The sequence below is a fragment of the Aristophania vespae genome, assembly GCF_009906835.1.
GTDB lineage: Bacteria > Pseudomonadota > Alphaproteobacteria > Acetobacterales > Acetobacteraceae > Aristophania > Aristophania vespae.
This window is the reverse complement of the sequence record NZ_CP047652.1, coordinates 250,971-275,368: the sequence shown is the minus strand read 5'-3', so window position 1 is coordinate 275,368 and position 24,398 is coordinate 250,971. Positions and strand designations below refer to the sequence as shown.

Sequence of the window (24,398 nt, the reverse complement as noted above, 5' to 3'; positions counted from 1 at the left end):
TTATTTTGCAAATTATGCATTTCTCTCTAACACATTAAAGGCAAAGATTTACACTATGAGTTCGAGTTTTTCTCACGATTCAAAACATTCCAAGCCCGATGATCTGCAATTGCTTGGCCAGCAATCAGCCCTTCCTCATTCGCCTGAAGATGCCGTACTTGAACGCGTTCCCTCTCCTCATAAAGGACGGCGCTATGTTGTACGGTTTACTGCGCCTGAATTTACCTCTCTTTGCCCCGTTACGGGCCAGCCAGATTTTGCTCATATCGTCATTGACTATATTCCTAAAGATTGGATTGTTGAGAGCAAATCTCTCAAGCTTTTTCTAGGCAGCTTTAGAAATCATGGTGCATTTCATGAAGATTGCTCCGTAACAATAGCAACCAGACTTGTTGAGTTATTAGATCCTGAATGGCTACGCATTGGTGCTTATTGGTATCCGCGCGGGGGTATTCCTATTGATGTATTTTGGCAGACAGGATCAGCGCCTCAGGATGTTTGGATACCGGCTCAGGACGTGCCTGGTTATCGTGGACGCGGTTAAATTCTAAAGGCCATAAGTCATGCATCTGTAAAAAAGATGCATGACTTATGTTTAAAATCAGGCCATAAAATTAAAAGGAATTTTATTTCATCACAAAAACAGTTCGAGCCGATTCGCAAAACTTTGAAAAAAATTCTGTTTCATTCCGACTTAGAAATATTACACGCTAATTTTGCACCCAGAGTGAGCTTTGCCTCATAGTAAAAACTATTATGCTGTTTTTTCTGTACGAGGGCGCAGCTCATTATGTTTTTTATCCAAAATTCTCATGAACGGCAGCAAAAGCACTATAACCGCACATAAAATAACGGCACCCAAAACAAGATGACCAAAGAGTGGAGCATATAAACCTGCCACAACTTGTTGATGTGGCACAGACGCTATAGCCGCACCATTTGCAACCAGACTACCAACATACATCCCTATTCCCCACAGCATATATAGCGCACCCATTAATATGGCGCTCATACGAACAGGGGCATAACGCGCAATGATAGAAAGGCCCAACCCAACTGTAAGGATCTCACCAAAAGAAACGCAGCCATAACCTGCTACCATAACCCAGGGTGAAACAAGCCCCGTTGCGTGTTTGGCCGAAAGCCACCATAGCAGGAACCCAGCCCCCACCATGACATATCCAGCGAGTATTTTATAAAATAGAGCTATGTCCTTATCGTTTTTGGCCCAACGGTGATAAAAATAAGCCGCAATAGGACTAAAAACCATAATCCAGAAAGGATTGAGCGCGTAAAATTGCCCTGCTGATAAAGTAAATAAGTAAATAGAGCCAATCTTGAATTGCCCAGACACTGCTCTAAGAGCAAAGAGTGTCAGAGACGTCTGCATCTGCTGGAAAAATATTTGGTAAGCAACGGTCTGTAAGCACAAAATATATGTGAGAATGAGTCCAGGTTTTTCAAAAGATTTTACGCATCTCAAAAGATAAACCGACAAAATAGCAAGAGCCACTCCTGCGGCAATAACCCCTAATTGTGCGATAGATGGTTTTGCCAGGACTAAAACTGATAGGCTCCACAAAGCAACAAGCAGAAAAATAAATAAGCAAAAAAATAAGAATTTGCTTTTTTTCTGTAAGAGCTGTGCTGGCGCAAAGGGGTTAAGCCACGAGGCACGCCATATATAATAGCTCAAACCCACTAGCAAGCCTGATGCACAACCACCAAAAGCAATGGCCGGTCCCCAATGACTCTGCACCCATGGCAGAAGAATCATCGAAATAACTGACCCTACATTGATCGACATATAATAAAGCGTGAAAGCTGCATCTAAAGCTGTATCATCACCGCTATAAACACGCCTCACAAGGTTGCCGGCATTAGGTTTAAAAAGCCCGTTGGATAAAGCGATTAACGCCAAAGCTGGCAGAAAAAAAGCTCTTTGCTGTAATGAAATAGCTAGGAGAGCATAACCTAATGTAAGCCCACAGGCTCCTATAACGAGCGTAGGGCGTGTGCCAAGATAGTAATCGCCTATAATCCCCCCCACAATAGGTAAGCTATAGGCAAGCACGGCAAAAGCACCGAGCATCAAATTAACATCTTTATCCAGCATGTGCAGGTTCTGCACCATAAATACGGTGAGAACAGCCTGCATGCCATAATAACCAAACCGCTCCCAAATCTCGATTGCTAAAACAACCGAGAAGGCTTTGCCCCGTTGCAGTGAGCTAGAAGAATGTGAAGACGAGGCTGGGAACATAAAAATACCGGCTATTGGTGAAGGGTAAGTGTTTTAACCTTACCCCCCTGCAAGATGGAAGCCATCTATAAGACTCACACCCAAAAATCCAAGCACAAAAAGCACTGCTACTAACGAGATCGCAACAATTAAACCAATGATTTCACGGTTACGAACCCCATTACCGAGAGCCGAAAATCGAAATACGCTTTTGACCATAATGATTATGACGCTTTTTCAGAAGAAGCTTCTTGCTGGTAATAACCCTCTATAAGCTTTTGCAGCTCAGAATCGAGCTTACCAAGCACAACGCGTAACGTTACAAGCAAATCACCTGCAGCTGACCTGCCATGTGCCTCAATCCCTCGCCCTTTTAAGCGTAAGATTGTACCGCTGTCAGAATGAGCCGCTACCGATACAGCTACAGTCCCTTTAGGTGTACGAACGGGAATTTTTCCACCAAGCAAAGCTGTTTTTAAATCAATATCTTGCGTTACACGTAAATTACGCCCTTCACGCACATAATAAGGGTCGGGCTTTACGTGAATTTTGAGCAAGACATCCCCTGCTGGGCCGACTGTACCATCATGTCCTGGATGCCCCGCCATACCTTTACCCTTGACACGCAGGGTCATGCCTTCTTCTACACCAGGAGGAATATTTACAGCGATTTTTTGCCCTGTTCCCAGATCAATTTCACGCTTGTCCCCCAGGGCAGCTTCTTCAAAGCTAATGGTTATTTCGCCATGAAGATCTTCACCTCGTCTTGGTCGTGGCGGCGTGCGAAAACCGCCTGCCCCAAACATATCGGAAAAAAAGGCCCCAAGATCATCTTCGCTTTGAAAGCCCTGACGCTGGCCGTAACCGCGCGTGCCTCCCCAAATCCCCCACCAAAGGGCGAGCGCTCCTGGCCATTTTCATCAATTTCACCGCGGTCAAAGCGTGCGCGCTTTTCTTTATCGCCTAAAATACCATAGGCTTTACCAATGGCTTTGAATTTCTCCTCAGCTTTGGCATTATTGGGATTGTGATCCGGGTGGTATTGCTTTGCCAGGCGACGATAGGCACTGCGTATTTCTTTGTCAGTCGCTGTTTTAGCGATGCCTAGCGTGGCATATGGGTCTATCATTGTTTCTCTGGATCCTTCAAATCAGTATCATCAACGAGATCAATTAAAACAGCTATAATTTGGTCATAAGAAAAACCAGCCTGCACACCATCATAAACGATTTTCTGCAATTTGGGCCGCAAAAAATCAGCAATGGGCAATGGCTCCACATTACTCATAACTTTCTCCTTTCAGAAGAAATATGTACAGACTTTACGAAGTTCAATAGAGTAATCTTATATCAGGCAACAAACCATCACTAATCCGTAAATCAACGACTTAATTAGCAAGTTAAGGTCAATCATAAATATTATGCTCTCTTCACCTTTACCCCCTCTTAACGCTCACACTCCTAAAAAAAGACTCATCGTTACAGGATGTGATTCTCGCTATTTTCCTCTACTTGAAGAGCTAATTGCGTCTATCCAGCGTTTCCCTGAGGCAAAAAATCTTGCAATTGCCTGTGTTGATGGCGGACTGAGCCCTGACAATCTGCGTTGTCTTGCCCGAAAAAATATTCCGGTTCAGGCACCTTATATTCCTGAAACCATATCTAAAAAGGCTTTGAAAAAACGCCCCAGTCTGGCCATTGGGCTCTCTAAACTCTGGCTTAATGAATTTTTTCCTGAGTTTGACAGTATCTTATGGCTTGATGCTGATAGCTGGGTGCAAGAATCCTCAGCATTAGAGCTTTTATTTTCAGCCACAGAAACAGAAAACCCTGCTTTAGCCACCATTCCTGAACTTTTTCTGCACAAACCATTCCGTTTGAGATGGCTGCCATTCAATCTCGCCCAAATTCGCTCTATTCTTTACAAAAATACAACTATTGCCAGATTACCGCGCTCTATTCGTCGCTATGTTGGGGTTCGCCCCACTTTAAATGGCGGTATTTTTGCCCTATCACGCACTGCCCCCCACTGGAAAAAACTACAAGAATGGCAAAAAATAGTTTTGAAGCACGGTAAGATTTTTTGCTCAGATCAATTATCGCTTTCACTCTGTGGCCATGTTGATAAGCTACCTGTCGAATTTCTTCCCCCGGGGTGCAACTATATGGGGCCCTGGCATTTCAATACAGAAACAAAGAAAATTTGTGAGCTAACTTATCCTCATTTCCCCGCAGGAATTATTCATCTTGCAGGCCATGATGAGATGCGCCTTGATCTTAACGTCAAAACCAGCGTACGCGACGAAAAAAACCAGGAACAATTTATGAGTTTGCGCTTTGCAAGCCTCTATCCAGACGTAATGGCTAACGCGCGAAAGCCCTCATAAGAACGCTATGTTCTTTTTTCTCTATGGGAAGCCGCGTATCTGCAAGCTCCCGCCCCTGCCAGCCTGCCCCCATAGAGACATATAGCGTTACAGCGTCATCTAACCTTTTGCCCCTTGCCAGCACGGCTTCATCCTGAGCTGTTAAGGCTGTTTGCTGTGAATTTAAAACATTTAGATAACCAGTTAAGCCCGCCGTGAAGAGCTTTCTGGCTCTGTCACGGGCCAAACCTGCCTGCTTTGCCGCCTCGCCACGCTGAGATACAAGCTCATTATCCTGCTGCCAGTTGACGATTGCATCCTCAACTTCGCGAAAAGCATTAAGAACTGTCTGACGATATTGTAACCGGCTCTCTTCAGCTTCGGCACGGGCCTGCATAATTTGCGCCCCAAATTTACCACCATGAAGCACAGGAATAGACATCATCATTAAAATATTCCAACTCATTGCATTAAGTTTAAATGCCTCTGCGAGAGCAGATGAGTTGGGATCAAATGTCAGAGGGATGCTAAAATTGGGGTAAAGCTGCGCAACGGCCATACCAATACGCGCCGTATTTTCAGCATAATGACGCTCAGCTTCTCGAATATCAGGGCGGTTAGCAACCACAATAGACGGAATGGCTGACGGAAAAGAGGGTATAAGAGGGAGCTTGTGGCGTTTTTGCAGCTCGGGTTCTATCGTCCCCGGCATTTCTCCCATTAATACGGCAATAGCGTGAATCAAACGCTCTTGCTGGGCAAAAAGCGACGGAAGCCTCGCACGTTCTGTATGCTCTTCTGCCTTGGCCTGAGCTATAGCCAGCGTATTTCCTACACCATTACTATAAAGCCGCTCAACTAAGAGACTGCCATCATGAGCAACCTTAATGGCATGTTCGGTAACGTTTAACCGCTCCTGAACAGTCCTTAAGCTAATATAGTCACTAACGAGCTGACTTAATAAAGAGACGAGAATACCTCGCCTTTCTTCTATCGTTTCATCAACTATGCGTTTACGGGCTTCAACCTGGCGCGAAATACGCCCGAAAATATCAATTTCCCAATTTGCTCGCGCACCCCATGTCAAAAGAGACGCGTGAGGATGATTTAAAGGATTGGGAGGCCGGTTGACCCAGTTTCCGACACTAATCGAATAACGTGTATCGCCTCCCCCGCATTAGCATCAAGTTGAGGATACCAGTCTGATTCGGCCTGACGCCTAACAGCCTGTTCTGCCAAAATATGCTGAGAAGCAGACTGAAGATTATAATTTCCCTTAATGGCTCTTTCTATCAGATCATTGAGTACTGGGTCATTAAAATGAGCCCACCATTCTTTCAACAATGCTTCGGTTGAAGCAATTTCCTCTTTCGTAGCAGGGTGAGGCTGTCCCGCAAAATGATTGGGAAGAGGAAAGTGATCTGGCTTATAGTCAGGCCCTACTGTGCAAGAAGACAATAGACAAAGACCAGAAGCAAGAAAGGGTAAGAATTTTTTCATTCTAAAGGTGATTCTGTAGCCACGTTGTTAAAAGGCCTCGTCCGCCCTTTTTTTGCTTACCAACGGCAACTGTCGCTGTCATGCCGGCAGATAAGATAACATTAGGAGGAACATCATCAAGAGCTATTCTAACAGGAATACGCTGGGCCAGACGCACCCATGTAAAAATAGGGTTAACATTTGGTAGCCCTAGCTGGTCCCAACTGCCATTTTGGTCATTAATACCACGGCCAATACTCACTACGTGGCCTTTAAGAACCTTACGATAACCCATTAACTTTATGCGGGCTTCGTCACCAACATGCACACCATGCATTTTGGTTTCTTCAAAATACCCGTTCACCCAATAACTATTGGCATCAATGACCGATAAATATGGATGCCCTGCCTGGACGTAATCTCCAACACGTAAATTAAGATTGGTCACATAACCATCGACAGAAGCATAAAGTGTTGCACGCTGAAGATTTAAAAGAGCCGTATCCAGAGCTGCCTTGGCTTCATCCAACAAAGCTCTTTTGCTTGTGACATCAGAATTAAAATTATCCTGCTCTTCGCGCGATACAACGCCACTCAAATTATGGCGACGACGCGCATTTGAGAGACTTAAACGATAATCTTCTTCTGCACCAGAAACACGCGCTCTTGCTTCATCAATTTTAATCTGAAAGCGCAGCGGGTCGATTCTAAAAAGGGGATCACCCTTATGGACAAATTGGTTATCTTTTACAGGAACTGAAACAACAGTTCCGGCTACTTCGGGGGCCGTTGCTACAACATAGACTCGAACCCTGCCATCCCGAGTCCAGGGATCGAGGACATAAAGATCCCAAACAACATAGCCCAAGCCACAAGCAAGACAGACGACTAATAAAGTCAATAACGGCCGAACCAGGCGACGCAACCAGTTCATGGCGCTCCCCTATCAAACATAGATCACCATGAGACACAGCACACAAACGAAAAAGGCAATTTCGAAAAGAGCAACATGCCAAAACCAGCTAAGTGCACCCACACGCCACAAAAAATAACGACATAAGAGTGTCACCAATACTGCCGCAACAGCGTAAACAGCAATAGGCGAAACAAAAATACCGAAGAGATCAACTTCCGCAAGCATTATATGACTATCTTGCTTTGCTGCTGGATAGTAGCCTTTGGTGATCTAACCTTCTTAGTCACGCTCTTCCCCAATAAAGCTCTATAAGGCTTTTCTATGCCATGGATAAACTGACATGGTCTTTAGTTATCGAATCACCAGCACTCTGACTAGTCATTACATTCATCTATAAAAATAAATTTTTACTAATAAAAAAATAAACGCGCCTTTTTCCATGTTTATCAACACTGCCCGAACCAAAAAAGCCCTCTTCTTTTAAAAATAAAAGAAGAGGGCCTAAAACTTCGTGACTATTTTTCACGGAAAATCAATGACGTGGTCTTATCTTTTTTTACGACGCCCAAATGGAAGCTTTACCATTTTTAAAACGCGACCACCTGCAAAACGTCCTACCGGACCGGAAGCCACACTTAATAAAGCTGAAAGCCCAATGGAGCGTTTAAGTTCTTGAAGTTTTTGATCCCGGGCCAAAATAGCTCTCTCCTCAGAAGGAGTAGAATGGCGGGCACGCATTGCCAGTAAGAGAAAAATGAGGGCAAAGAGAATATCGATTCCCATAACGCAGAGTGCCGCATTTAATGGGCTAAAATGGCAGACTCCCAAAAAGAGTGTCCATAAAACACCATGAAGTGAAATAGCGGCAAATAAGAGAAAAATAGCCGCTATGATAGCAAAAACGACTCTAACGCCATGGCGTTTTACTGTCTGGGCAAAAACTCGTCCCTGAGCGGCCAGAACTTCTTGGCCTAATTCGATCGGGCTGCTCATAATAATCCTTTAACCTCTTCTCTCGAAAACGTTTTCAATTCTTATAGCGACAAATATCTCAAGGTGAAAGCTTTCAGCTTTCACCTTAGGTCATATTTATCAAATAAGAAGGAATTATTTTGATAATCTACCAAAAATAAATCCGGCAAACATTGATAAAAGCACAGCGCTAATAGGTCTTTGACTAACTGTTTTGCAAAAACCTTCAATATGTGGCCCTTCCAGACTATTTAACTGATCTGAAGCTTTTTCCAGATGGGTTTCCAGGCCTTTTTTTACATTATCTAAAGGGAGATCTTTGTGATTTTTCATAAAGTCCTGCATCTGATTACGTAAATTGTTCAACTGGTCCTGAACCGTATCAGAAGCTGATTCTACTTTTTCTTTAACCTGTTTAGCCATGACAATCACTCCATAAGAAAATGAGGTTATAGTTTTCTGGAGACACTCTTAAAAAAAAGATAATTTATTAAAAAAATTTGAAGTCAAAAACCTCATTTCCTCTTTGGTAATAAAATATTTACCAAATAAACTTTAATTCTCATTCTAGAATATGTTATTTTTGTGTCATCAAAAGTCGTGCTCTTTCTTCTTTTATTTTTTAAATGGTGATCCATCACGTGAGTTGTCTTTCATTACAATCCATTTATGACCATTTTAAACGCTTCTGTTTTCTTTTTTTTATTGCATTCACGACTTCAATTTTACTCATTAGTTGTAATTTTTTACCGCAGGCATTTGCTCAAAATACAGTTTTAAAACCACTTGTTTTTGCAGTTCCCGAAACATTACTGAGTAAGAACTGGCTTTTTATACCAGATAACTTTAAGGGCCATTTCATTACATGGGATGAACTTTTATCCACCCTACATGATGGCAGCTTAAGTCATCCTCCCTTATGGGATGCCATCATGGTAAGTGAAAATAATCTTGCACTTGGATGCGCTCAGGGGTGGTTGAAAATTTTTCATGAAAATGAGTGTGGGCGTTCGGCTGGCTATCTTCAAAGTGCTTTGATTTGGGATAAAAAACGAATTGTAGAACCACCTAACTGGGCTGCATTATGGGATGTTATTCGCTTTCCTGGAAAAAGATCATTCCCTCAGCAAGCACGCGGCACATTAGAAACAGCCTTACTTGCTAATGGTGTGCCTCCTGCAAAAATATATGCAACCCTATCCACTCAGAAAGGCTTACAAAGAGCCTTTAACTTATTAGAACAGCTCAGGCCCTATATTGTTTGGTACCGCACACCAAATGAATATAAAGAGCTTTTGCTTTCAAAAAGTATAATTTTTGGCGTTGCACCTTTAAGTACCCTTCCACCCCATGACAAAAAACATAAAAACTTATATTTTGTCCCAGAACTTGAGTATTCTTTTTATTCTAGACGCTATTGGGGTGTCCCCTCTTATTTGTCTAAAAATCGGATAAAACTCATTGAAGAAAGTCTTGACACCTCAGAACCACATTTATCGTCCCTGCCAAAAAAATTACCAGCATCTAGTTTATTTATTGATGATAGGTTTTGGATGGCCCATGGTCCTACACTGGAACCCCTTTTTAAAAAATGGTTGAAATCTGACTTTTCGGATTTTAAGCCGATCACAGCCCCGACTCACCTAAGACATTAAATTTATGACCGAAAAAATTCCTTTTTGGAAAACAACTTCCCTAAAAGACATGACCAGAGAACAATGGGAATCTCTATGTGACGGGTGCGGACGCTGTTGTTTGCATAAATTTCGTGAAGATGAGACAGACGAAATTTTATGGACAAATGTTGGGTGCCGCCTGCTTGATAAAGAGACATGCCGTTGTAAGGATTATGAGAAACGTCATAAGCGTATACGGGATTGCATCACACTTACTCCAGAACTTTTAGAAGAAACGGATTGGCTTCCCGCCAGTTGCGCTTATCGCTTATTAAGAGATGGATTTGATCTACCAAAATGGCACCCACTCGTTAGTGGGTCTTTTGACACTATTCACGAGTCAGGCGCTTCGGTAAGACAACGTTTTATTAATGAGCGTTATGTCGATATCATAGAAGATTATATCACTGACTGGCCCGGAAAATGGCCCGAAACGGCCAAAGTGCAAGAGTAACGCCTTTTCTCAAATATTTGCCATTATATGCTATCACCACCTCTGATCTGGCGAAAAAATTCTCGGGCAAGGCGGCTCTCTCTGCGGGTTGATCCTGCAAAGCGGGCCGTCATTATCACTTTACCGCCACGCATCAGTAAAAAAGAAGGACTTGCCTTTTTACATAGCCAGTCTCTTTGGGTGAGACGAGCCTTTGAAGAGCTTCCTCTTAAGGCTCTGGATGCTAGGTCAATTTTAATTGAGGGCATAAATATACCCCTTTTTACTGAACCCAATGCAAAAAGAGGCGTTTGGCTCGATGAGTCTGGCATCCATATAAGTGGAAATGCAGAACATCATGAACGGCGTTTGAAAGATTTCCTAAGGCGCTTGGCAATAGAGCGCATAACGCCTTTTGTTAAAATTTATAGTCAAAACATGGCCCTCTTTCCAAGCACTCTTGCATTACGAGATGTGCGTAGCCGCTGGGGAAGTTGCACTAGACAAGGCCGTCTTATGCTTAACTGGCGTCTTTTATTAGCTCCGGCTAATATTCGGGACTATGTCATTATTCATGAACTTGCTCATTTAAAATATTTTAACCATGGTTCTGAGTTTTGGTCATTAGTTGATCAATATTGCCCTCAGGGGAAAGAAGGACGCGTTTCGGCTGAAAATTGGCTTAAAGTGCATGGTCCAGTTTTGCTCAGTATCATTTAATATTGGCTTTGAACGTAAAATTAATGCATCCCCTACTTCCCATGAAACTATAAATAGTCTATAAGCCTCCCCAGGTAGCGCGCTTGGCGGAATGGTAGACGCACGAGACTTAAAATCTCGGGTTCGTAAGAGCGTGCGGGTTCAAGTCCCGCAGTGCGCACCACTCAAGAAATTTTATATAGGGTCTGTACCATGATAGGACTTACCCTCTTACAGCGGGTTCTTTCCAGGAATTCCGTTCCTGCACTCCCCCCCGACATAGCTGAAATTTATCAAAAAGCGGCTAATGGGCATGCTCTTGAGCAAGTTTTATGGGGAAAATACTTCTTAACAGCACCTATCTTAAACCAGACCATGAACAGGCACGCTCCTGGTTTTTAATTGCGGCTCAAGCGCAATATGGACCGGCTTATAATATGTTAGGGCGTTGTTCTCATTTTGGATGGGGATGTGACCGTGAACTTTCTCAGGCTGTCTCTTACTACCAAAAAGCTGCTCAACTAGGTGATTTATGGGGCTGTTATAATCTTGGGATTATGACCTTACGTGGTTTGGGTATCCAAGCAAACCGTGCTGATGCTTATCTTTTATTTCGAAAAGCAGCTCTACAAGGTCATGCAAAATCTATGAATCTTCTTGCACGTTTTATAGAAGAAGGATGGGAAACACCCCGCAACCCTCAAGCTGCTTTAGAGTGGTATAAACGTTCTGCCGAGGGGGAGATTATAGAGGGCAGCATAATTACGCCACAGCTCTAGTAAGTCTCCAGCGTTCCAAAGAAGCCCTTTATTGGTGGCATAAAGCTGTTGAGACAGCCACAATAGATATTCTTCTGGCTATGAAAAAAGAGCTTTCAAATCCTGATCTTCCATCCGACCTGGCACTAAAAAGCCGCTTAGAAAAGCGGCTAGAAGAGTTTTATTCTCAAAAAGGGGCCGCTCCCTAGAGCCTACCCCCATTAAGAATCAAAGTTGGGTGATGTTGAGCTGCCAGGCGGCCATCTGATTACGCTCTGGCGTGTCAGCCAAGACATAACCCTCATGAGACAACATACGTGTCATATAATGGCGATTATAGAAAAAACAGTATAATATCTGCCACAACCCGCCTGTTAAAAACGTCAAAATAGCGTGAAAAGCCGCTATAGCAATTTCCCCACGAAAAAGTGGGACAAGAAATCCGAAAAAAAGATAAGTCCAGCTAAAGCCGACATATCCTTCACGGGTAATTCCCGAAGTTGTGTTACGAATAAGTACAGATCGCGCCACGGCTTTTCTCGCTAATATTAGAGGGTAACGCTATAACGCCAACCAAAAGGATCTTCTGACTGGCCACGTTGCAACGTGGTAAGCGCCTCGCGCAAACGCAAGGTGACAGGGCCAGGATTTTTTCCATCACCAAACTGCGCAATAGCTGAAGGACGTTTCAAAACTCCAATAGGAGAAATAACAGCAGCTGTTCCACAAGCGAAAGCTTCTGTAATTTCACCAGATTGAGCTTGAGCAAAAACATCATCAATGGATAGTTTTTCTTCAACCATCGAAATTCCTAAATGACGGCCCAATTTCAATAAGCTATCACGCGTAATGCCTCTTAAAATAGTGCCGCTTAGAGGTGGCGTTACAACAGTACCGTCACGCCGCACAAACATGACATTCATGCCGCCCATTTCATCAATATAACGCTTTTCAACGGCATCAAGGAAAAGCACCTGCTCGCAGCCTTTTTCCTTGGCTTCCATTTGCGCAACAAGGCTTGCAGCGTAATTACCACCACATTTCGCTTCTCCTGTACCGCCTGGTGCGGCGCGGCTATATGTTTCGGTCACCCAGACCGGTACACAACCCGAACCAAAATAGGCCCCTACAGGACAGGCTAAAAGTACAAAGAGATATTCGGTTGCCGGCTTTACTCCAAGAAAGACTTCATTTGCGATCATGAAAGGACGCAAATAAAGGCTTTGCCCTTCCCCAGAGGGAATCCATTCATGATCTAATTTCAACAGGGCCTCAATAGCACCCAAAAAGAGATTTTCTGGCAATTCTGCCATAGCAAGCCGCCGAGCAGATGCTGCAAAGCGGGCAGCATTGGCTTGAGGGCGAAAAAGCAGCGGGCGACCATCTTCACCACGATAAGCTTTCAGGCCCTCAAAAATTTCCTGCCCATAATGCAAAACGGTAGATGCTGGATCAATAGGCAGTGGCTGGCGCGGCGTTACCTTTGCATCATGCCATCCTTTTTCATCATTATAACGAATAACAGCCATATGATCGGTAAAGACACGGCCAAATTTTGGATCTTGCAATAAAGCTTGACGGCGTTCTTGCGAGATTGGATTAGGTGTTTTTTCAAAAGTGAATTGTGTCATGAGGCCAGCTTTCCCAGAAATGTAACACTCGTATTTTCTCTACCCTGACATAGGTTCTTTTATTGGGAAACCCTATTTTAGGATATTAGTCATAAAATTTTGAAAGAATCTATAAGGAATTAGCAATAATATCTTGTCAAATATATCAAATAATCGTCTTTTTAACTAATAAAATTACACCACGACATTTAGCCATCGAATAAAACAATAATATGTCTGGCTTAAAGAAAAACCCCGGAGACTATTTGCCTCCAGGGTTCTCCATAAGCGTAACAATCCGCCAAAACGTCTAGGATTAACGTTTTGAGAACTGGAAGGAACGACGTGCTTTTGCTTTACCGTATTTTTTACGCTCAACAACACGGCTATCACGTGTAAGGAACCCAGCCGCTTTAAGAACAGGGCGAAGTTCTGGCTCATAATGAGTAAGAGCACGTGAAATACCGTGACGCACGGCACCAGCCTGACCAGAAAGTCCACCACCTTTTACGGTGCAGTAAATGTCGAACTGGTTATAGCGATCAACAACCAAGAATGGCTGAGTGATCAGCATACGAAGCACAGGACGTGCAAAATAAGTCGTTACGGAACGGCCATTGACGATAATATCGCCTTTACCTGGCTTGAGCCATACACGAGCTACTGCATCTTTACGACGTCCAGTTGCATAGGAACGCCCTTGGGCGTCACGCTTTGCTTCATAAACGGGTGCAGCATTCGTGGTAACGGGAGCAACGCTAGCGAGATCCTGCAGCGTGCCGGTACGCTCGGCGACGAGGCGCTCTTGAGTTTCTGACATGATACAGGCCTTACGACTTGCTGTTCAAGGTATTCTTACGGTTCAGAGCCGCAACATCTAGCTTCACAGGGTTTTGACCACCATGGGGGTGCTCTGTACCAGCGTAGATATAAAGATGCTTCATCTGAGCGCGTTGAAGCGGGCCGCGCGTAATCATACGCTCAACCGCTTTCATCACAACGTGACCTGGATTTTTACCTTCCAGACGCTGTGTGATGCTGCGTTCTTTAATACCACCAGGATGACCTGTGTGATAATGAAAGAGCTTTTGGCCAACTTTATTGCCTGTAAGGGCAATTTTGTCAGCGTTAATAACAACAACTGCATCACCACAATCAACATGTGGCGTGAATTGAGGCTTATGTTTACCACGGAGTCGATTAGCAATAATCGTTGCAAGGCGACCTAGAACGAGCCCTTCGGCGTCGATCAAAATCCAATTCCTTGTTACCTCCGCAGGTTTCAGCGAAAGTGTGGTCTTCATTAGTGACATTTCCGGTCTAGCGGTGCTGCGCTCATCGCCGCACCAGGAAAGAATCCCACCTCAAGCTAGCTTTGACCCATGCAACATTAAGAAGAGGGAGAAAACCAAACTATGAGATTGGTATAAGTTGGCGTGTTATCGCTATAAGCAAGAGGCACGTCAAGTCTTTTTTCTAAAAGCAGCACTAATTTTTTGGCAGTTCTTCAACAAATAACTACTTGTGGTATCATTATACCACACAATAAATTTTATCTTTATACCTAAAAAAAACCGAAAAACTTGCCGACCTTAGGCAGGATTCGGTAATGATATTTGGTCTATGATCATTTTTGGTTAAACTTTCTTTATCAGATAGAGATAAGTTCGGGAGAAAACTCTGTGAAAAGACCTTGGCTCGCTCTATGTCTGATTGCCCTGGTGTTTGCCATAGCCGGCATGGGCATTTATCGCCATGCCAGCCTAGAGTTGGAGCATGCTGTTGAGCGCTTTCAGGCAGCCCTTCCTAAAGGCACTGTTTTTACCTATCGTTCGGCAAGTCCTGCGTTTTTAGTTAGAGGCGTCACTTTACATGATGTCACATTTAAAAACGGCTCCAGCTCTTTTCATGCCAAACTCATACGTTTAGGTCATCCACAGTTTTTACCGGGAGGCAGGCTAACTCTCTCAAGCCTTCTATTAAAAAATACCGGCTATAAAACACCCAAATTACAACTTGATATAAAGAAAATTATATTTAGACATCTTTTGATTCCTGCGGCTCCAGGCATCATAAAAGGGTCTGATCTCACAGCTAACAGCATGCGCTCTTTAGCAATGATCCTGACCTTTAATCCAGAAAACCTGACTTCCCTACGTTTTTCGCGTACTCATATAGAAGCACTTAATCTTCTTTTCCCTAAAGCTATTGAAACATCTTATAATAACTTAACGATTCGTGAAGCTCATACCGAGTCCCTAACTTTAGAAGGTTACGGCCACGGAAAGCGTGTTTACGGCATGCTGAAAAATCTTTCTTTAGGGATCAATCTAAGCAAAAATGATCTGAATTCATTTGGAACAACATTTGCGAGTGCTCTTCTTTTCCCCAAGGGGAAAAATGCCAAAACACCTTTACCAGCCACGCTTAGCCTCTCTTATCTAGAAGCTAGAGAAGGAACGCCACATCTTTTGAAGCGCCCTTTCAAAGGTGATTCACAGATCACCAGGATTTTCTGGGAAAGGCCATTAGATTTACCATGGCTCAACACAGGCTATCTTAGTGTTAATGATTTAAAATTAGCTTTTAACAAGGACTCGGTACAAAATAGCACACGGCTAGACTCACTTTCTATCTCACGTAGAGACGATAATAACGGTATCCGCACAGAGGCCCTTCTTAAAGGCTTCCATTTCCGGCCTACACAGAAATTTAACCTGCCATTTTCAGTTAATGGATCACAAAGCACTTTACGCCTTACATTACAAAATCACCGTGAAAATAATCTGTGGCAAGGTGATGCTACTGCACGTTTGTCTTTAAATAATATTGGTAATTTGACGCTTAACAGCCACTATAACTACCCAGATTATAATCCACTTTATAAAAAGACTGGATTAACACGCTCTTTTGCACAGGCCACCGAATTTAATAATACAATCATTACGATGCATGGTGACCATTTTATAGATTTGGGGCTTGCTTTTGCACAGCAGCTTGAGCCTTTGGAAACGCGTGAAAGTCTGCGTGAAGATATTATTCACAACTTAGATAAGCTAGCCGAAGTGCGTTCCTTTATCAGCCCACTAGCAGATTTCTGGACTGATCCTCGTGATCGCACTTTAAGTATCAGTTTGGGAAACATATCTCCTGCTATCTTTAGCAAGCTCTCACCTACAGCATCTGCGGAGAATATTATAGATTCCCTTCATGTCACCTCGGTAAATGCGCGATAAAAAGCGCATCTCACCAGGAGATTAAGGTAAATAAATTTGAGGGGAAAACTGCTGGGGCGAATGACGGGGCTCGAACCCGCGACCACCGGTACCACAAACCGGCGCTCTACCAACTGAGCTACATCCGCCACACAGCAGAGGAAGATTTAGATAATCCTGAGCGTCTCGTCCAGCCCCTTTTTAATATTTTTTTGTTCCTAGACGTATTTTTTGTTCCTCCTCGGGCTTCAGGCTTCACATGTTTGTCAAAAATGCCTATTAAATAAAGTGTCATTGCCGCTCCGGGCCTGAATACGGCGCACCCTATCTTTTTCCTTAAAATTGAGAAGGTTCAAAGTTTTTATGTCAGCTTCCGTTTACGTCCAGCAATGGACGCAACGCCCGGTGCGTGAAATACTCGCGGGCATGGTGGGGACGTTTGCCCTTATTCCAGAGGTTATTGCTTTTTCCTATATAGCCGGCGTTTCTCCTGCTGTTTCTCTTTTCGCCTCTTTTGTCATTTCGGTTTCTATTGCCATATTTGGTGGTCGCCCCGGTATGATCTCGGGGCTGCTGGGTCAGTCGCTTTAGTCGTTGCGCCGCTCGTTCATCATCACGGCGTAAACTATATGATTTTAGCCACTTTGATGGCGGGATTATTGCAAATTCTTTTTGGATTATGCCGCTTACAGGCTGTCATGCGTTTTGTAGCAAGCGAAGTCAGGACAGGCTTTGTTAATGCATTGGCAATTCTGATTTTTTCTGCTCAAGTACCGCAAATGGTTGGGGTAACGTGGCATACTTATTTGCTCATTTTTCTGGGCCTAATCATCATTTATCTCCTGCCCAAGCTTACAGAAATTATACCCTCCCCGCTGATTTGCATTGTGATACTCACTGCCATCACAATGATTCATCCCATGCCTGTCCGTACAGTCGCCGATTTAGGTGAGCTTCCTACAGGTTTGCCTCATTTCACACTTCCCCACGTTCCTCTTAATTTTACGACTCTGGAAATTGTCTTTCCCTATGCGCTCGCAATGGCTGCTGTAGGGCTGCTAGAATCACTTATGACAGCTACAGTGGTGGATGACCTCACTGACACCCATAGTGAAAAACAACGTGAATGCACAGGACTGGGCATATCTAACGTTTTTGTGGGTATCTTTGGTGGTATTGCTGGCTGCGGCATGATTGGTCAGACAGTTGGCAATTTACGCTATGGGGGGCGAGGAAGGCTTTCCACCTTCACGGCTGGCGCTTTTCTCTTACTCTTAATGGTCGTGCTGCATAAGTGGGTTGCTCAAGTCCCTATGGCGGCCCTGGTTGCCATTATGATTATGGTGTCAATTAGCACATTTTCCTGGAGTAGTTTAAAAGCTCTCACGCGTCATCCCAAGCTCTCAAGCCTGGTTATGATTGTCACCGTCTTTGTCGTCGTCTTAACGCATGATCTGGCAGCAGGTGTGGTTGTTGGGGTGTTGCTTTCAGGTGTTTTCTTTGCCTGGCGCACTTCAAATCTTATTCACGTCAAGAAAGTAGAAACTGACGCCACTCTAACCTATCAGGTTACAGGGCAGGTCTTTTTTGCTTCAGCAAGTCTTTTGAGTGAAGCGATAGATTATAACACCCCAGCAAAAAAAGTTATTATTGATCTCTCTTCTGCCCATTTCTGGGACATTACATCTGTTGAAGAATTGGAAAAAATAATAGAAAAACTCAGAAGCAGAGGCAAAAAAATAGAAATGATTGGCTTTAACAAAACCAAGCATGCCATTATTGCCGATCAGTCTGACGAAGACGTTTTGCAATCGCAAAATTAGGTTTAGTTTTTTAAAAGGCCCCTTCCAATGGGGCCTTTTTTTCACTTAGCTGAAAGACGTTCCTGGCTTGAACAGGCCAGGAACTGGCACATAAAACGCTCTTGATTGGACGGTGTGAGACGAACATGAAGCTCTATATGCTCTTCATTATCTGAACGCTCTATAATATCCCCATGCTCATAAAGCCACGCCAGAGCAGCTCCATCAGTAATGGGCAAGGTTACATCATAATCCTGCATGGACCGGGATAAAACCTGATCCAATCTTTCAAGCAGGTCTGATAAACCCTCGCTTTTAAGAGCTGAAACTGGCAGCGATCCCTGGCTGGCAGGAACATGCGAAACGCCACCTAATAAATCGGCTTTATTGAGCACTTCTATGGTACGATCTGGCCATGATTGGTCAATCATCCCATCCTTGGTCATATCCTCTAATACAGACAGGACATCATCCCGCTGCGCTAAGCTATCAGGATGGGCACAGTCACGTACGTGTAAAATAATATCTGCCTCGGCCACTTCTTCCAAAGTGGCACGAAATGCAGCTACCAGCTCTGTAGGAAGCTCACTAATAAATCCCACGGTGTCTGACAAAATAACATGCCGACCTGAAGGAAGTTTAAGTTCACGCATCGTTGGGTCTAGTGTCGCAAAAAGCTGGTCTTTTGCGTGGACTTCGGCACCCGTTAAATTGTTAAAAAGAGTGGATTTTCCAGCATTCGTATAACCTACGAGCGCTACAATCGGAAACGGCACGCGGCGGCGTGCCTGACGATGTAATCCGCGCGTTCTTCTAACCTGGTCCAACTCTTTTCGGAGTTTCACAATACGATCACCGATCATACGGCGATCAGCTTCGATTTGCGTTTCACCCGGCCCGCCAAGAAAGCCAAAGCCCCCCCGTTGGCGCTCTAAGTGAGTCCATAAACGCACAAGCCGCGAACGCTGATATTCTAGATGAGCAAGTTCAACCTGTAGAACACCTTCACGAGTAGCGGCACGCGCCCCAAAGATATCTAAAATCAGCCCAGTACGATCCACGACCTTACAGGCAAGAGCTTTCTCCAGATTCCTTTGCTGCGCAGGAGAAAGCTTTGCATCAACAACAACGACACCAATTTCTTCTGAACGAACAATTTCTGAAAGATGTTCAAGATGTCCAACACCAAGCAAGGTAGCTGGCCGACGCGCTCTTAAAGGAAAAATTGTCTGGTAAATAACATCCAGACCAATAGAGGCAGTCAGACCGACCGCTTCTTCTAAGCGAGAGTCAGCAGCGCGCGGTGAGTCCGATGCCTTGTTTTTTTCCCAAGGGAGAATAACGGCGGCACGTGTGGCTGGTCGTGCTGTTTCTTCAGGTTTCTTCAAAGATGATCCTCTGTATTATCTTCTATAGAGACAATAAAATTAGCTAAGGCTGCGATAGGCATAATAGTGCTAATTGCATTTTTATATACAAGCTGCACATGCCCTTCGCGTCTTAATAAAAGCGTATGGGCGTCATATAACACTACGATTCCCTGTAGCTTAACGCCATTCACTAAAAAGACCGTAACGGGCTCTTCATGTGCGATGAGATGCTGTAAAAATATATCTTGTACTGAATCTAATATAGGTGACGACATAACCAAATCCTATTCCTCACTTTAGTTTCTAAGAAGCAGAGTTGGAGGAGTGAACACCAAGACGATCTTCTTGCGTAACCCCTAATTGCTTCAGCTTGCGATGAAGTGCACTTCTCTCCATTCCCACAAAATTTGCAGTACGACTTATATTGCCCCCAAAACGCATTAATTGCACTTGAAGATATTGTGTTTCGAAAAGATCCCGCGCTTCTCGCAAGGGTAAACTCATTACATCTGCTTCAGCATTAAGTCTGGTCATTGAAGGTGCGCCTTTGCTCACCATTTCTGGTAGCATATCGGCACGAATTGGCTCGTGACTCGTAGCAGGGTTGCTAGGCGCCATAATCAGCATGCGTTCCATAAGGTTACGCAATTCTCTCACATTACCTGGCCATTCATAAGTCTGAAGACTTGCAAGAGCATCCACTGACAGATCACGCTTGGGTAAACCCGCAGATTGTGCACATTTCTCCAAAAAATAACTCGCTAAGGCCGGTATATCTTCTGGCCTCTCTTTCAGTGCAGGAACATGGAGCGGCACGACAGCAAGGCGGTAAAACAGATCTTCTCTAAAACGCCTTGCTCTAATTTCTTCTTGTAAATTACGGTTTGTTGTCGCGATAACACGCACATCTACTTTTACGCTTGTGGCGCCGCCTATACGTTCAAATGTTCTAATTTGTAACGCCCGAACAATTTTGCTTTGGGTCTCAAGAGGCATGTCGGCAACCTCATCAAGCAATAAGGTGCCGTGATGAGCACGTTCTAACAAGCCCTGCCGAGTGGGACGGTCACCATTTTTTTCAACACCAAATAATTCTTCTTCAAAACGACTTGGTGCTAAAGCTGCACAATTAAGCACAACAAATGGCCCATCAACACGTTTAGACTGAGCATGCAGCATGCGCGCTGCTACTTCCTTACCCGCTCCCGCTGGCCCTGTAATTAAAACACGCGAATTTGTTGGCGCCACCTTCATGATTTGATTGCGCACACTAACCATTAATGAACTATGGCCCATTAAGCTCATTTCAGAGTCTGCACGCGTTCGTAATTCGGCATTTTCACGTTTTAATCGTGCAGCTTCGAGGGCACGCTGAACAACTACCAATAACCGGTCGGACTGGAAGGGCTTTTCTATAAAATCATAGGCACCATGATGAAGGCTTGATACTGCCGTCTCGATCGTGCCATGGCCTGAAATCATAAGAATTGGCACTGATGGGTCTTCATCTTTGAAGATCTTCAAAAGTTCCATACCATCAATTTTGGAATTTTGGAGCCAAATATCAAGAATAATAAGAGAAGGTCTATTTTCTCGGAACTCTGCTAAAGCCTGATCAGAGTCTTTAGCACTGCGTGTGAGATAACCGTCATCGTTTAAGATCCCTTCTAAAAGGAAACGAATGTCTGGCTCATCATCAATAATTAGAATTTCATAATCCATGCTACACCTTCATGATCTGATGAGCCCTTGAGCTTTCCCATCTTTATCTGACAAGAGAACATGAAGCGAAACACGTGTTCCCTGTAATATCTCTTTAGGAATAGAAGGCTGGTCAGAAGCTGACATATTATACCTATCCTCTAAAAGCAGCTTTCCCTTATGAGCATCCATAATTTTCTTTACGATGGCCAGGCCAAGACCTGTACCTTTCGGTTTATGAGTAACATAAGGCTCTATTAAGCGATGGCGTTCATGTTCCGGCAAGCCTATACCGTCATCTTCAACAGTAATAATAGCTTCATGATGACTTATCGCTAAGCATAACGTAATATGACCTATCACAGACCCATCCTCTTTGACACGTCCTGCCATTGAAATAGCGTCTGCTGCATTTTGTAAAAGATTAATTAACGCTTGTCCAAGCATCCGCCGGTCACATAGGGCTACAACAGGACCCTGATCTAATCCCTGCGTCGTGTAAATAATTTCAGGATGAGCGTGACGTTGCAAAATCAAGGCTTCAAGGCAAAGCTTTACTAAATCATAAGGCTTGATAACTGGTTGCGGCATACGCGCAAAGGCTGAAAACTCATCGACCATACGCCCAATATCACCAACCTGACGTATAATCGTCTCAATAAGCTGGCCATACATTTCAGGGTCAGTTGAAATCTCTTTTTGGAATCGCTTTCTCAGCCGTTCAGCCGCTAATTGAATGGGTGTCAGAGGATTTTTAATTTCATGAGCAACCCGACGTGCCACATCGGCCCATGCTGCTTTTCTTTGGGCAAGCTGGAGCAAGGTAATATCATCAAACGTAACGACATAGCCTTCTACTTCTTCTTCTCGCCATTCAGCAACAATACGCACTAAAAGTGTACGCCCGGCACCAGCTCCACCTCCTTCTCCCGGCCCTCCAGGAGCAGATGATTTTGCTATATCGATCTGAATTTCTGCTGTGTGCTCATGGTCAGGAGTCTGACTAACACCTTTTAAAAGAGCCGCAAATTCTGGAACAGTTTCTGCCAGGGGACTGCCAATTTTTTCTTCCAGATTACGCTGTAAAATACTCGAAGCCATACGATTTGGCAGTTCAACAATTTGATGCTTATCCAGGCCAATAACGCCGGCTGTAACGCCGGCTAATACGGTCTCTGTAAAACGACGACGCTCATTAAGCTGATCATAAGCCTCCATCAATTCCTTGCGTTGGCTCTCTAATTGATCTGTCATTTTATTAAAAGCACGTGAAAGAGCTGTAACTTCATCATCACGCTCTCCCAACTTTGTATCAACTGGCACGCGTACAGCCAAATCGCCACGAGAAATACGCTTAGATGCTAAAATTAATAGACTAAGAGGATGAGCAATACGATTCGCTAAAGCCAGGCCTGTTAGCATACCCACTGCTAAAACGAGCAGCCCCATTAATGCAAAAATACCGACCAGAGCAATTTGTGTCTTGCCCCTGTTATTGATCATACGCTCATAATCATGCACGAGGCTGCTTGTACGTTTTACATGCTGCAAGATCTCCGGATCGACCTGGCGCGTAATAACGAGCATTAGCCCACTATTACCACCCAGTGAAATAACAGCCCGAATCACACGAGAATCGGGCTGATCCAAGATCGCTACATCTCCTGTCCGAGCCATTTCCACCATAGATTTAGGTGGAAGCGAGGTGATAAAAGCATGTTTGTCACGATTAATTAATAACCCACCAGTCGCGATAATTTGATCACTTAAAGGGTCAAATATGACAGCATCTGTTAAACCACGCTCGGTAACTTCATCTTCAAGTAAAGTTTGCAAGCGGGTAGGATCATGAAAAATATCTGATCCCTGCGCTAAAAACTCATCATTTTGAATCGTTAAAAGAGTATTGGCGAGCGCAAAAGCTTCTGTCCTTGTATTATCATTATGCTCACGCAAATAACCAGCTGCTACCGATCGTGCTTCGCTAAGGGCTGTGTTAACACGATTAGAAAACCAAATTTCGACACCATAATGGAAAAAAAGCGCTGCAAAGGCTCCTAACATGAGGGTGGGAGCAACAGCTACCACACCAAAAAGTGTAACTAGACGTGTATGTAACCTGGCGCCGGCTAACCCCATTCGCCTTTCGGCCAACATATGACCGATTTGCCTGACGGACGCCGCCCCAATAAGTAAAATTATAACAAAATCTAAAAGAAAAAGTGCCGCTTGTAATTGAGGAAGGTGCATAAACGACACCCCTCCAGCCAAAACGACAAAAGTTATAAAGGTCAAAAGGAGTGCAATAACTGTCAACCAGACTATTCCATGAGCACTGGTTAAGCGTGTTAAAAAGCGAAACTCCTTTCGAGAAAGGGCTTTCACCTTTTCTCTCCACGACCTGACATAATATTGAGATCCTGCATTTTTTTACGCAATGTATTGCGGTTAAGACCTAATAGCGCAGCGGCTTTTAGCTGATTACCGCGAGTGTGATTCAATGTCATCATAATTAAAGGCCGTTCTATTTCAGCAACAAGATGAGCATGAAGGCCACTAATTTCTGCTTTCAGCCACGTTTCGACATAGTCCCGCATAATAGGTTCTAATATGGCGGAAAATCCTGTTAACCCAGAATCCTGCAAACCAGCCGGCAAATAGCGGGCTGCTTTTATACGTTCTGAACCAACACAATAACGCATCTCAAGTGTTTCGAGCCAAAAATGGAGTTCACTTTGCAGAGCAGAATGCTTCAATAACAAAGAACGATCATGACAGCTTGCCATAATCAAGCGTACAGAAGGCGATTTGCTTGTCAGAATTTTTGCTAATTCCTGCTGCACTGTTGGTAGTAAGCCGTCGATCTCGCTAACAACTAAAGTCCCTCCCTGGGCCTGATTAATCCAGGATTGTCCGTTATTTCCAAAGAAAGCTTCTTCCTGCAAAATACGCGGGATTGTAGTAAGCTGAGCAATAACAAAAGGCTTGTGAGCTTTTGTGCTGTAATTATGGACACGTTGTGCAAAAGTCAGGCGCTCTTCACAGCTTGCTCCATATAAAAATAAGGGCTGCAATACGCTGAGAGCATCATTGTGAGTCAAGTCATTTTCTAAAGCTAGAAACTGCTCAGAAGAGGCAGAAGATTTTTTTGTCATCGTCT

At 44.0% G+C, this 24,398-nt stretch carries 23 protein-coding genes, 2 tRNA genes and 3 pseudogenes; 9 read left to right on the top strand and 19 right to left on the bottom strand.

The annotated features are described in order from the left end of the window. The first annotated feature begins 55 nt into the window (after positions 1-55). On the top strand, positions 56-544 hold the full coding sequence (gene queF, locus GT348_RS01295) for a preQ(1) synthase (protein ID WP_160618186.1): 489 nt from the start codon (positions 56-58) through the stop codon (positions 542-544). Positions 545-754: 210 nt separating this feature from the next. Here queF and GT348_RS01290 read toward each other — a convergent pair whose 3' ends face one another. The 4 genes and pseudogenes from GT348_RS01290 to GT348_RS09155 form a co-directional block, all read right to left on the bottom strand. Next, on the bottom strand, positions 755-2,263 hold the full coding sequence (locus GT348_RS01290; RefSeq protein WP_160618185.1) for a peptide MFS transporter: 1,509 nt from the start codon (positions 2,261-2,263) through the stop codon (positions 755-757). A 39-nt stretch (positions 2,264-2,302) separates the two neighbouring features. After that, positions 2,303-2,461, bottom strand: coding sequence for a hypothetical protein (locus GT348_RS01285; RefSeq protein ID WP_160618184.1), 159 nt, complete (start codon positions 2,459-2,461; stop codon positions 2,303-2,305). Between the two features lie 5 nt (positions 2,462-2,466). Further along, positions 2,467-3,371, bottom strand: a pseudogene (locus tag GT348_RS01280) (DnaJ C-terminal domain-containing protein). After that, positions 3,368-3,529: a hypothetical protein gene (locus GT348_RS09155; RefSeq protein WP_201740050.1), complete on the bottom strand. Its 162-nt coding sequence runs from the start codon at positions 3,527-3,529 to the stop codon at positions 3,368-3,370. The pseudogene GT348_RS01280 and the gene GT348_RS09155 overlap by 4 nt, the downstream one beginning before the upstream one ends. A 133-nt stretch (positions 3,530-3,662) precedes the next feature. Between GT348_RS09155 and GT348_RS01275 the strand changes: the two genes are divergently transcribed. Further along, complete coding sequence (locus GT348_RS01275) at positions 3,663-4,628, top strand: glycosyltransferase (protein ID WP_160618183.1); 966 nt, start codon at positions 3,663-3,665, stop codon at positions 4,626-4,628. Here the strand turns inward: GT348_RS01275 and GT348_RS01270 are convergent. The 5 genes and pseudogenes from GT348_RS01270 to GT348_RS01250 all read right to left on the bottom strand — a co-directional run bounded on the left by GT348_RS01270 (position 4,606) and on the right by GT348_RS01250 (position 8,397). After that, positions 4,606-6,107, bottom strand: a pseudogene (locus GT348_RS01270) (efflux transporter outer membrane subunit). The gene GT348_RS01275 and the pseudogene GT348_RS01270 overlap by 23 nt on opposite strands. A gap of 1 nt (position 6,108) precedes the next feature. Further along, positions 6,109-7,020, bottom strand: a complete 912-nt coding sequence (locus GT348_RS01265; RefSeq protein WP_160618182.1) for an efflux RND transporter periplasmic adaptor subunit — start codon at positions 7,018-7,020, stop codon at positions 6,109-6,111. Between the two features lie 12 nt (positions 7,021-7,032). Next, a complete protein-coding gene (locus GT348_RS01260) occupies positions 7,033-7,227 on the bottom strand; it encodes a DUF1656 domain-containing protein (protein WP_160618181.1) in 195 nt (64 codons plus the stop codon). Positions 7,228-7,548: 321 nt separating this feature from the next. Further along, positions 7,549-7,995, bottom strand: coding sequence for a hypothetical protein (locus GT348_RS01255; protein ID WP_160618180.1), 447 nt, complete (start codon positions 7,993-7,995; stop codon positions 7,549-7,551). 114 nt (positions 7,996-8,109) lie between these two features. Beyond that, positions 8,110-8,397, bottom strand: a complete 288-nt coding sequence (locus tag GT348_RS01250; protein ID WP_160618179.1) for a hypothetical protein — start codon at positions 8,395-8,397, stop codon at positions 8,110-8,112. Between the two features lie 218 nt (positions 8,398-8,615). Between GT348_RS01250 and GT348_RS01245 the strand changes: the two genes are divergently transcribed. The 5 genes from GT348_RS01245 (at position 8,616) to GT348_RS09285 (ending at position 11,561) form a co-directional block, all read left to right on the top strand. Continuing rightward, on the top strand, positions 8,616-9,629 hold the full coding sequence (locus GT348_RS01245; RefSeq protein ID WP_160618178.1) for an extracellular solute-binding protein: 1,014 nt from the start codon (positions 8,616-8,618) through the stop codon (positions 9,627-9,629). 4 nt (positions 9,630-9,633) lie between these two features. Then, the gene (locus GT348_RS01240; protein WP_160618177.1) at positions 9,634-10,104 is read left to right on the top strand and encodes a YcgN family cysteine cluster protein; all 471 of its coding nucleotides are present in this window, start codon (positions 9,634-9,636) and stop codon (positions 10,102-10,104) included. Between the two features lie 27 nt (positions 10,105-10,131). After that, complete coding sequence (locus GT348_RS01235) at positions 10,132-10,803, top strand: M48 family metallopeptidase (protein WP_160618176.1); 672 nt, start codon at positions 10,132-10,134, stop codon at positions 10,801-10,803. A 77-nt stretch (positions 10,804-10,880) separates the two neighbouring features. After that, positions 10,881-10,966 (top strand) — tRNA-Leu (locus tag GT348_RS01230). Positions 10,967-11,114: 148 nt separating this feature from the next. Next, positions 11,115-11,561, top strand: a complete 447-nt coding sequence (locus GT348_RS09285; RefSeq protein ID WP_236646534.1) for a tetratricopeptide repeat protein — start codon at positions 11,115-11,117, stop codon at positions 11,559-11,561. Positions 11,562-11,768: 207 nt separating this feature from the next. Here the strand turns inward: GT348_RS09285 and GT348_RS01220 are convergent, their stop codons facing one another. The 4 genes from GT348_RS01220 to rplM all read right to left on the bottom strand — a co-directional run bounded on the left by GT348_RS01220 (position 11,769) and on the right by rplM (position 14,454). Beyond that, positions 11,769-12,071, bottom strand: coding sequence for a hypothetical protein (locus GT348_RS01220; RefSeq protein ID WP_160618175.1), 303 nt, complete (start codon positions 12,069-12,071; stop codon positions 11,769-11,771). 17 nt (positions 12,072-12,088) lie between these two features. Next, on the bottom strand, positions 12,089-13,171 hold the full coding sequence (locus tag GT348_RS01215) for a branched-chain amino acid aminotransferase (RefSeq protein ID WP_160618174.1): 1,083 nt from the start codon (positions 13,169-13,171) through the stop codon (positions 12,089-12,091). Between the two features lie 295 nt (positions 13,172-13,466). After that, a complete protein-coding gene (gene rpsI, locus GT348_RS01210) occupies positions 13,467-13,970 on the bottom strand; it encodes a 30S ribosomal protein S9 (protein ID WP_160618173.1) in 504 nt (167 codons plus the stop codon). A gap of 10 nt (positions 13,971-13,980) precedes the next feature. Beyond that, positions 13,981-14,454 carry a 50S ribosomal protein L13 gene (rplM, locus tag GT348_RS01205; protein ID WP_160618172.1) on the bottom strand — a complete coding sequence of 158 codons (474 nt, stop codon included), beginning with the start codon at positions 14,452-14,454 and terminating at the stop codon, positions 13,981-13,983. Positions 14,455-14,832: 378 nt separating this feature from the next. Between rplM and GT348_RS01200 the strand changes: the two genes are divergently transcribed. After that, positions 14,833-16,386 (top strand): hypothetical protein, encoded by a 1,554-nt coding sequence (locus tag GT348_RS01200; RefSeq protein WP_160618171.1) that lies wholly within the window; start codon positions 14,833-14,835, stop codon positions 16,384-16,386. 52 nt (positions 16,387-16,438) lie between these two features. On the opposite strand, the gene GT348_RS01195 is transcribed toward GT348_RS01200, so the two are convergent. After that, positions 16,439-16,514: transfer RNA gene (locus GT348_RS01195), tRNA-His, on the bottom strand. 214 nt (positions 16,515-16,728) lie between these two features. Between GT348_RS01195 and GT348_RS01190 the strand changes: the two are divergent. Then, a pseudogene (locus GT348_RS01190) lies at positions 16,729-18,188 on the top strand (SulP family inorganic anion transporter). Between the two features lie 41 nt (positions 18,189-18,229). Here GT348_RS01190 and hflX read toward each other — a convergent pair. The 5 genes from hflX to GT348_RS09280 are packed head-to-tail and all read right to left on the bottom strand — an operon-like array spanning position 18,230 to position 24,393. Beyond that, positions 18,230-19,555 (bottom strand): GTPase HflX, encoded by a 1,326-nt coding sequence (gene hflX, locus GT348_RS01185; protein WP_160618170.1) that lies wholly within the window; start codon positions 19,553-19,555, stop codon positions 18,230-18,232. Next, a complete protein-coding gene (gene hfq / locus GT348_RS01180; RefSeq protein WP_160618169.1) occupies positions 19,552-19,812 on the bottom strand; it encodes an RNA chaperone Hfq in 261 nt (86 codons plus the stop codon). The genes hflX and hfq overlap by 4 nt, the downstream gene beginning before the upstream one ends. A 28-nt stretch (positions 19,813-19,840) precedes the next feature. Beyond that, positions 19,841-21,259, bottom strand: a complete 1,419-nt coding sequence (gene ntrX, locus GT348_RS01175; protein WP_160618168.1) for a nitrogen assimilation response regulator NtrX — start codon at positions 21,257-21,259, stop codon at positions 19,841-19,843. Between the two features lie 9 nt (positions 21,260-21,268). Continuing rightward, positions 21,269-23,623, bottom strand: coding sequence for a sensor histidine kinase NtrY-like (locus GT348_RS01170; RefSeq protein WP_236646533.1), 2,355 nt, complete (start codon positions 23,621-23,623; stop codon positions 21,269-21,271). Next, a complete protein-coding gene (locus tag GT348_RS09280) occupies positions 23,620-24,393 on the bottom strand; it encodes a helix-turn-helix domain-containing protein (RefSeq protein ID WP_236646532.1) in 774 nt (257 codons plus the stop codon). Before GT348_RS09280 ends, GT348_RS01170 begins: the two co-directional genes overlap by 4 nt. Positions 24,394-24,398 lie beyond the last annotated feature (5 nt).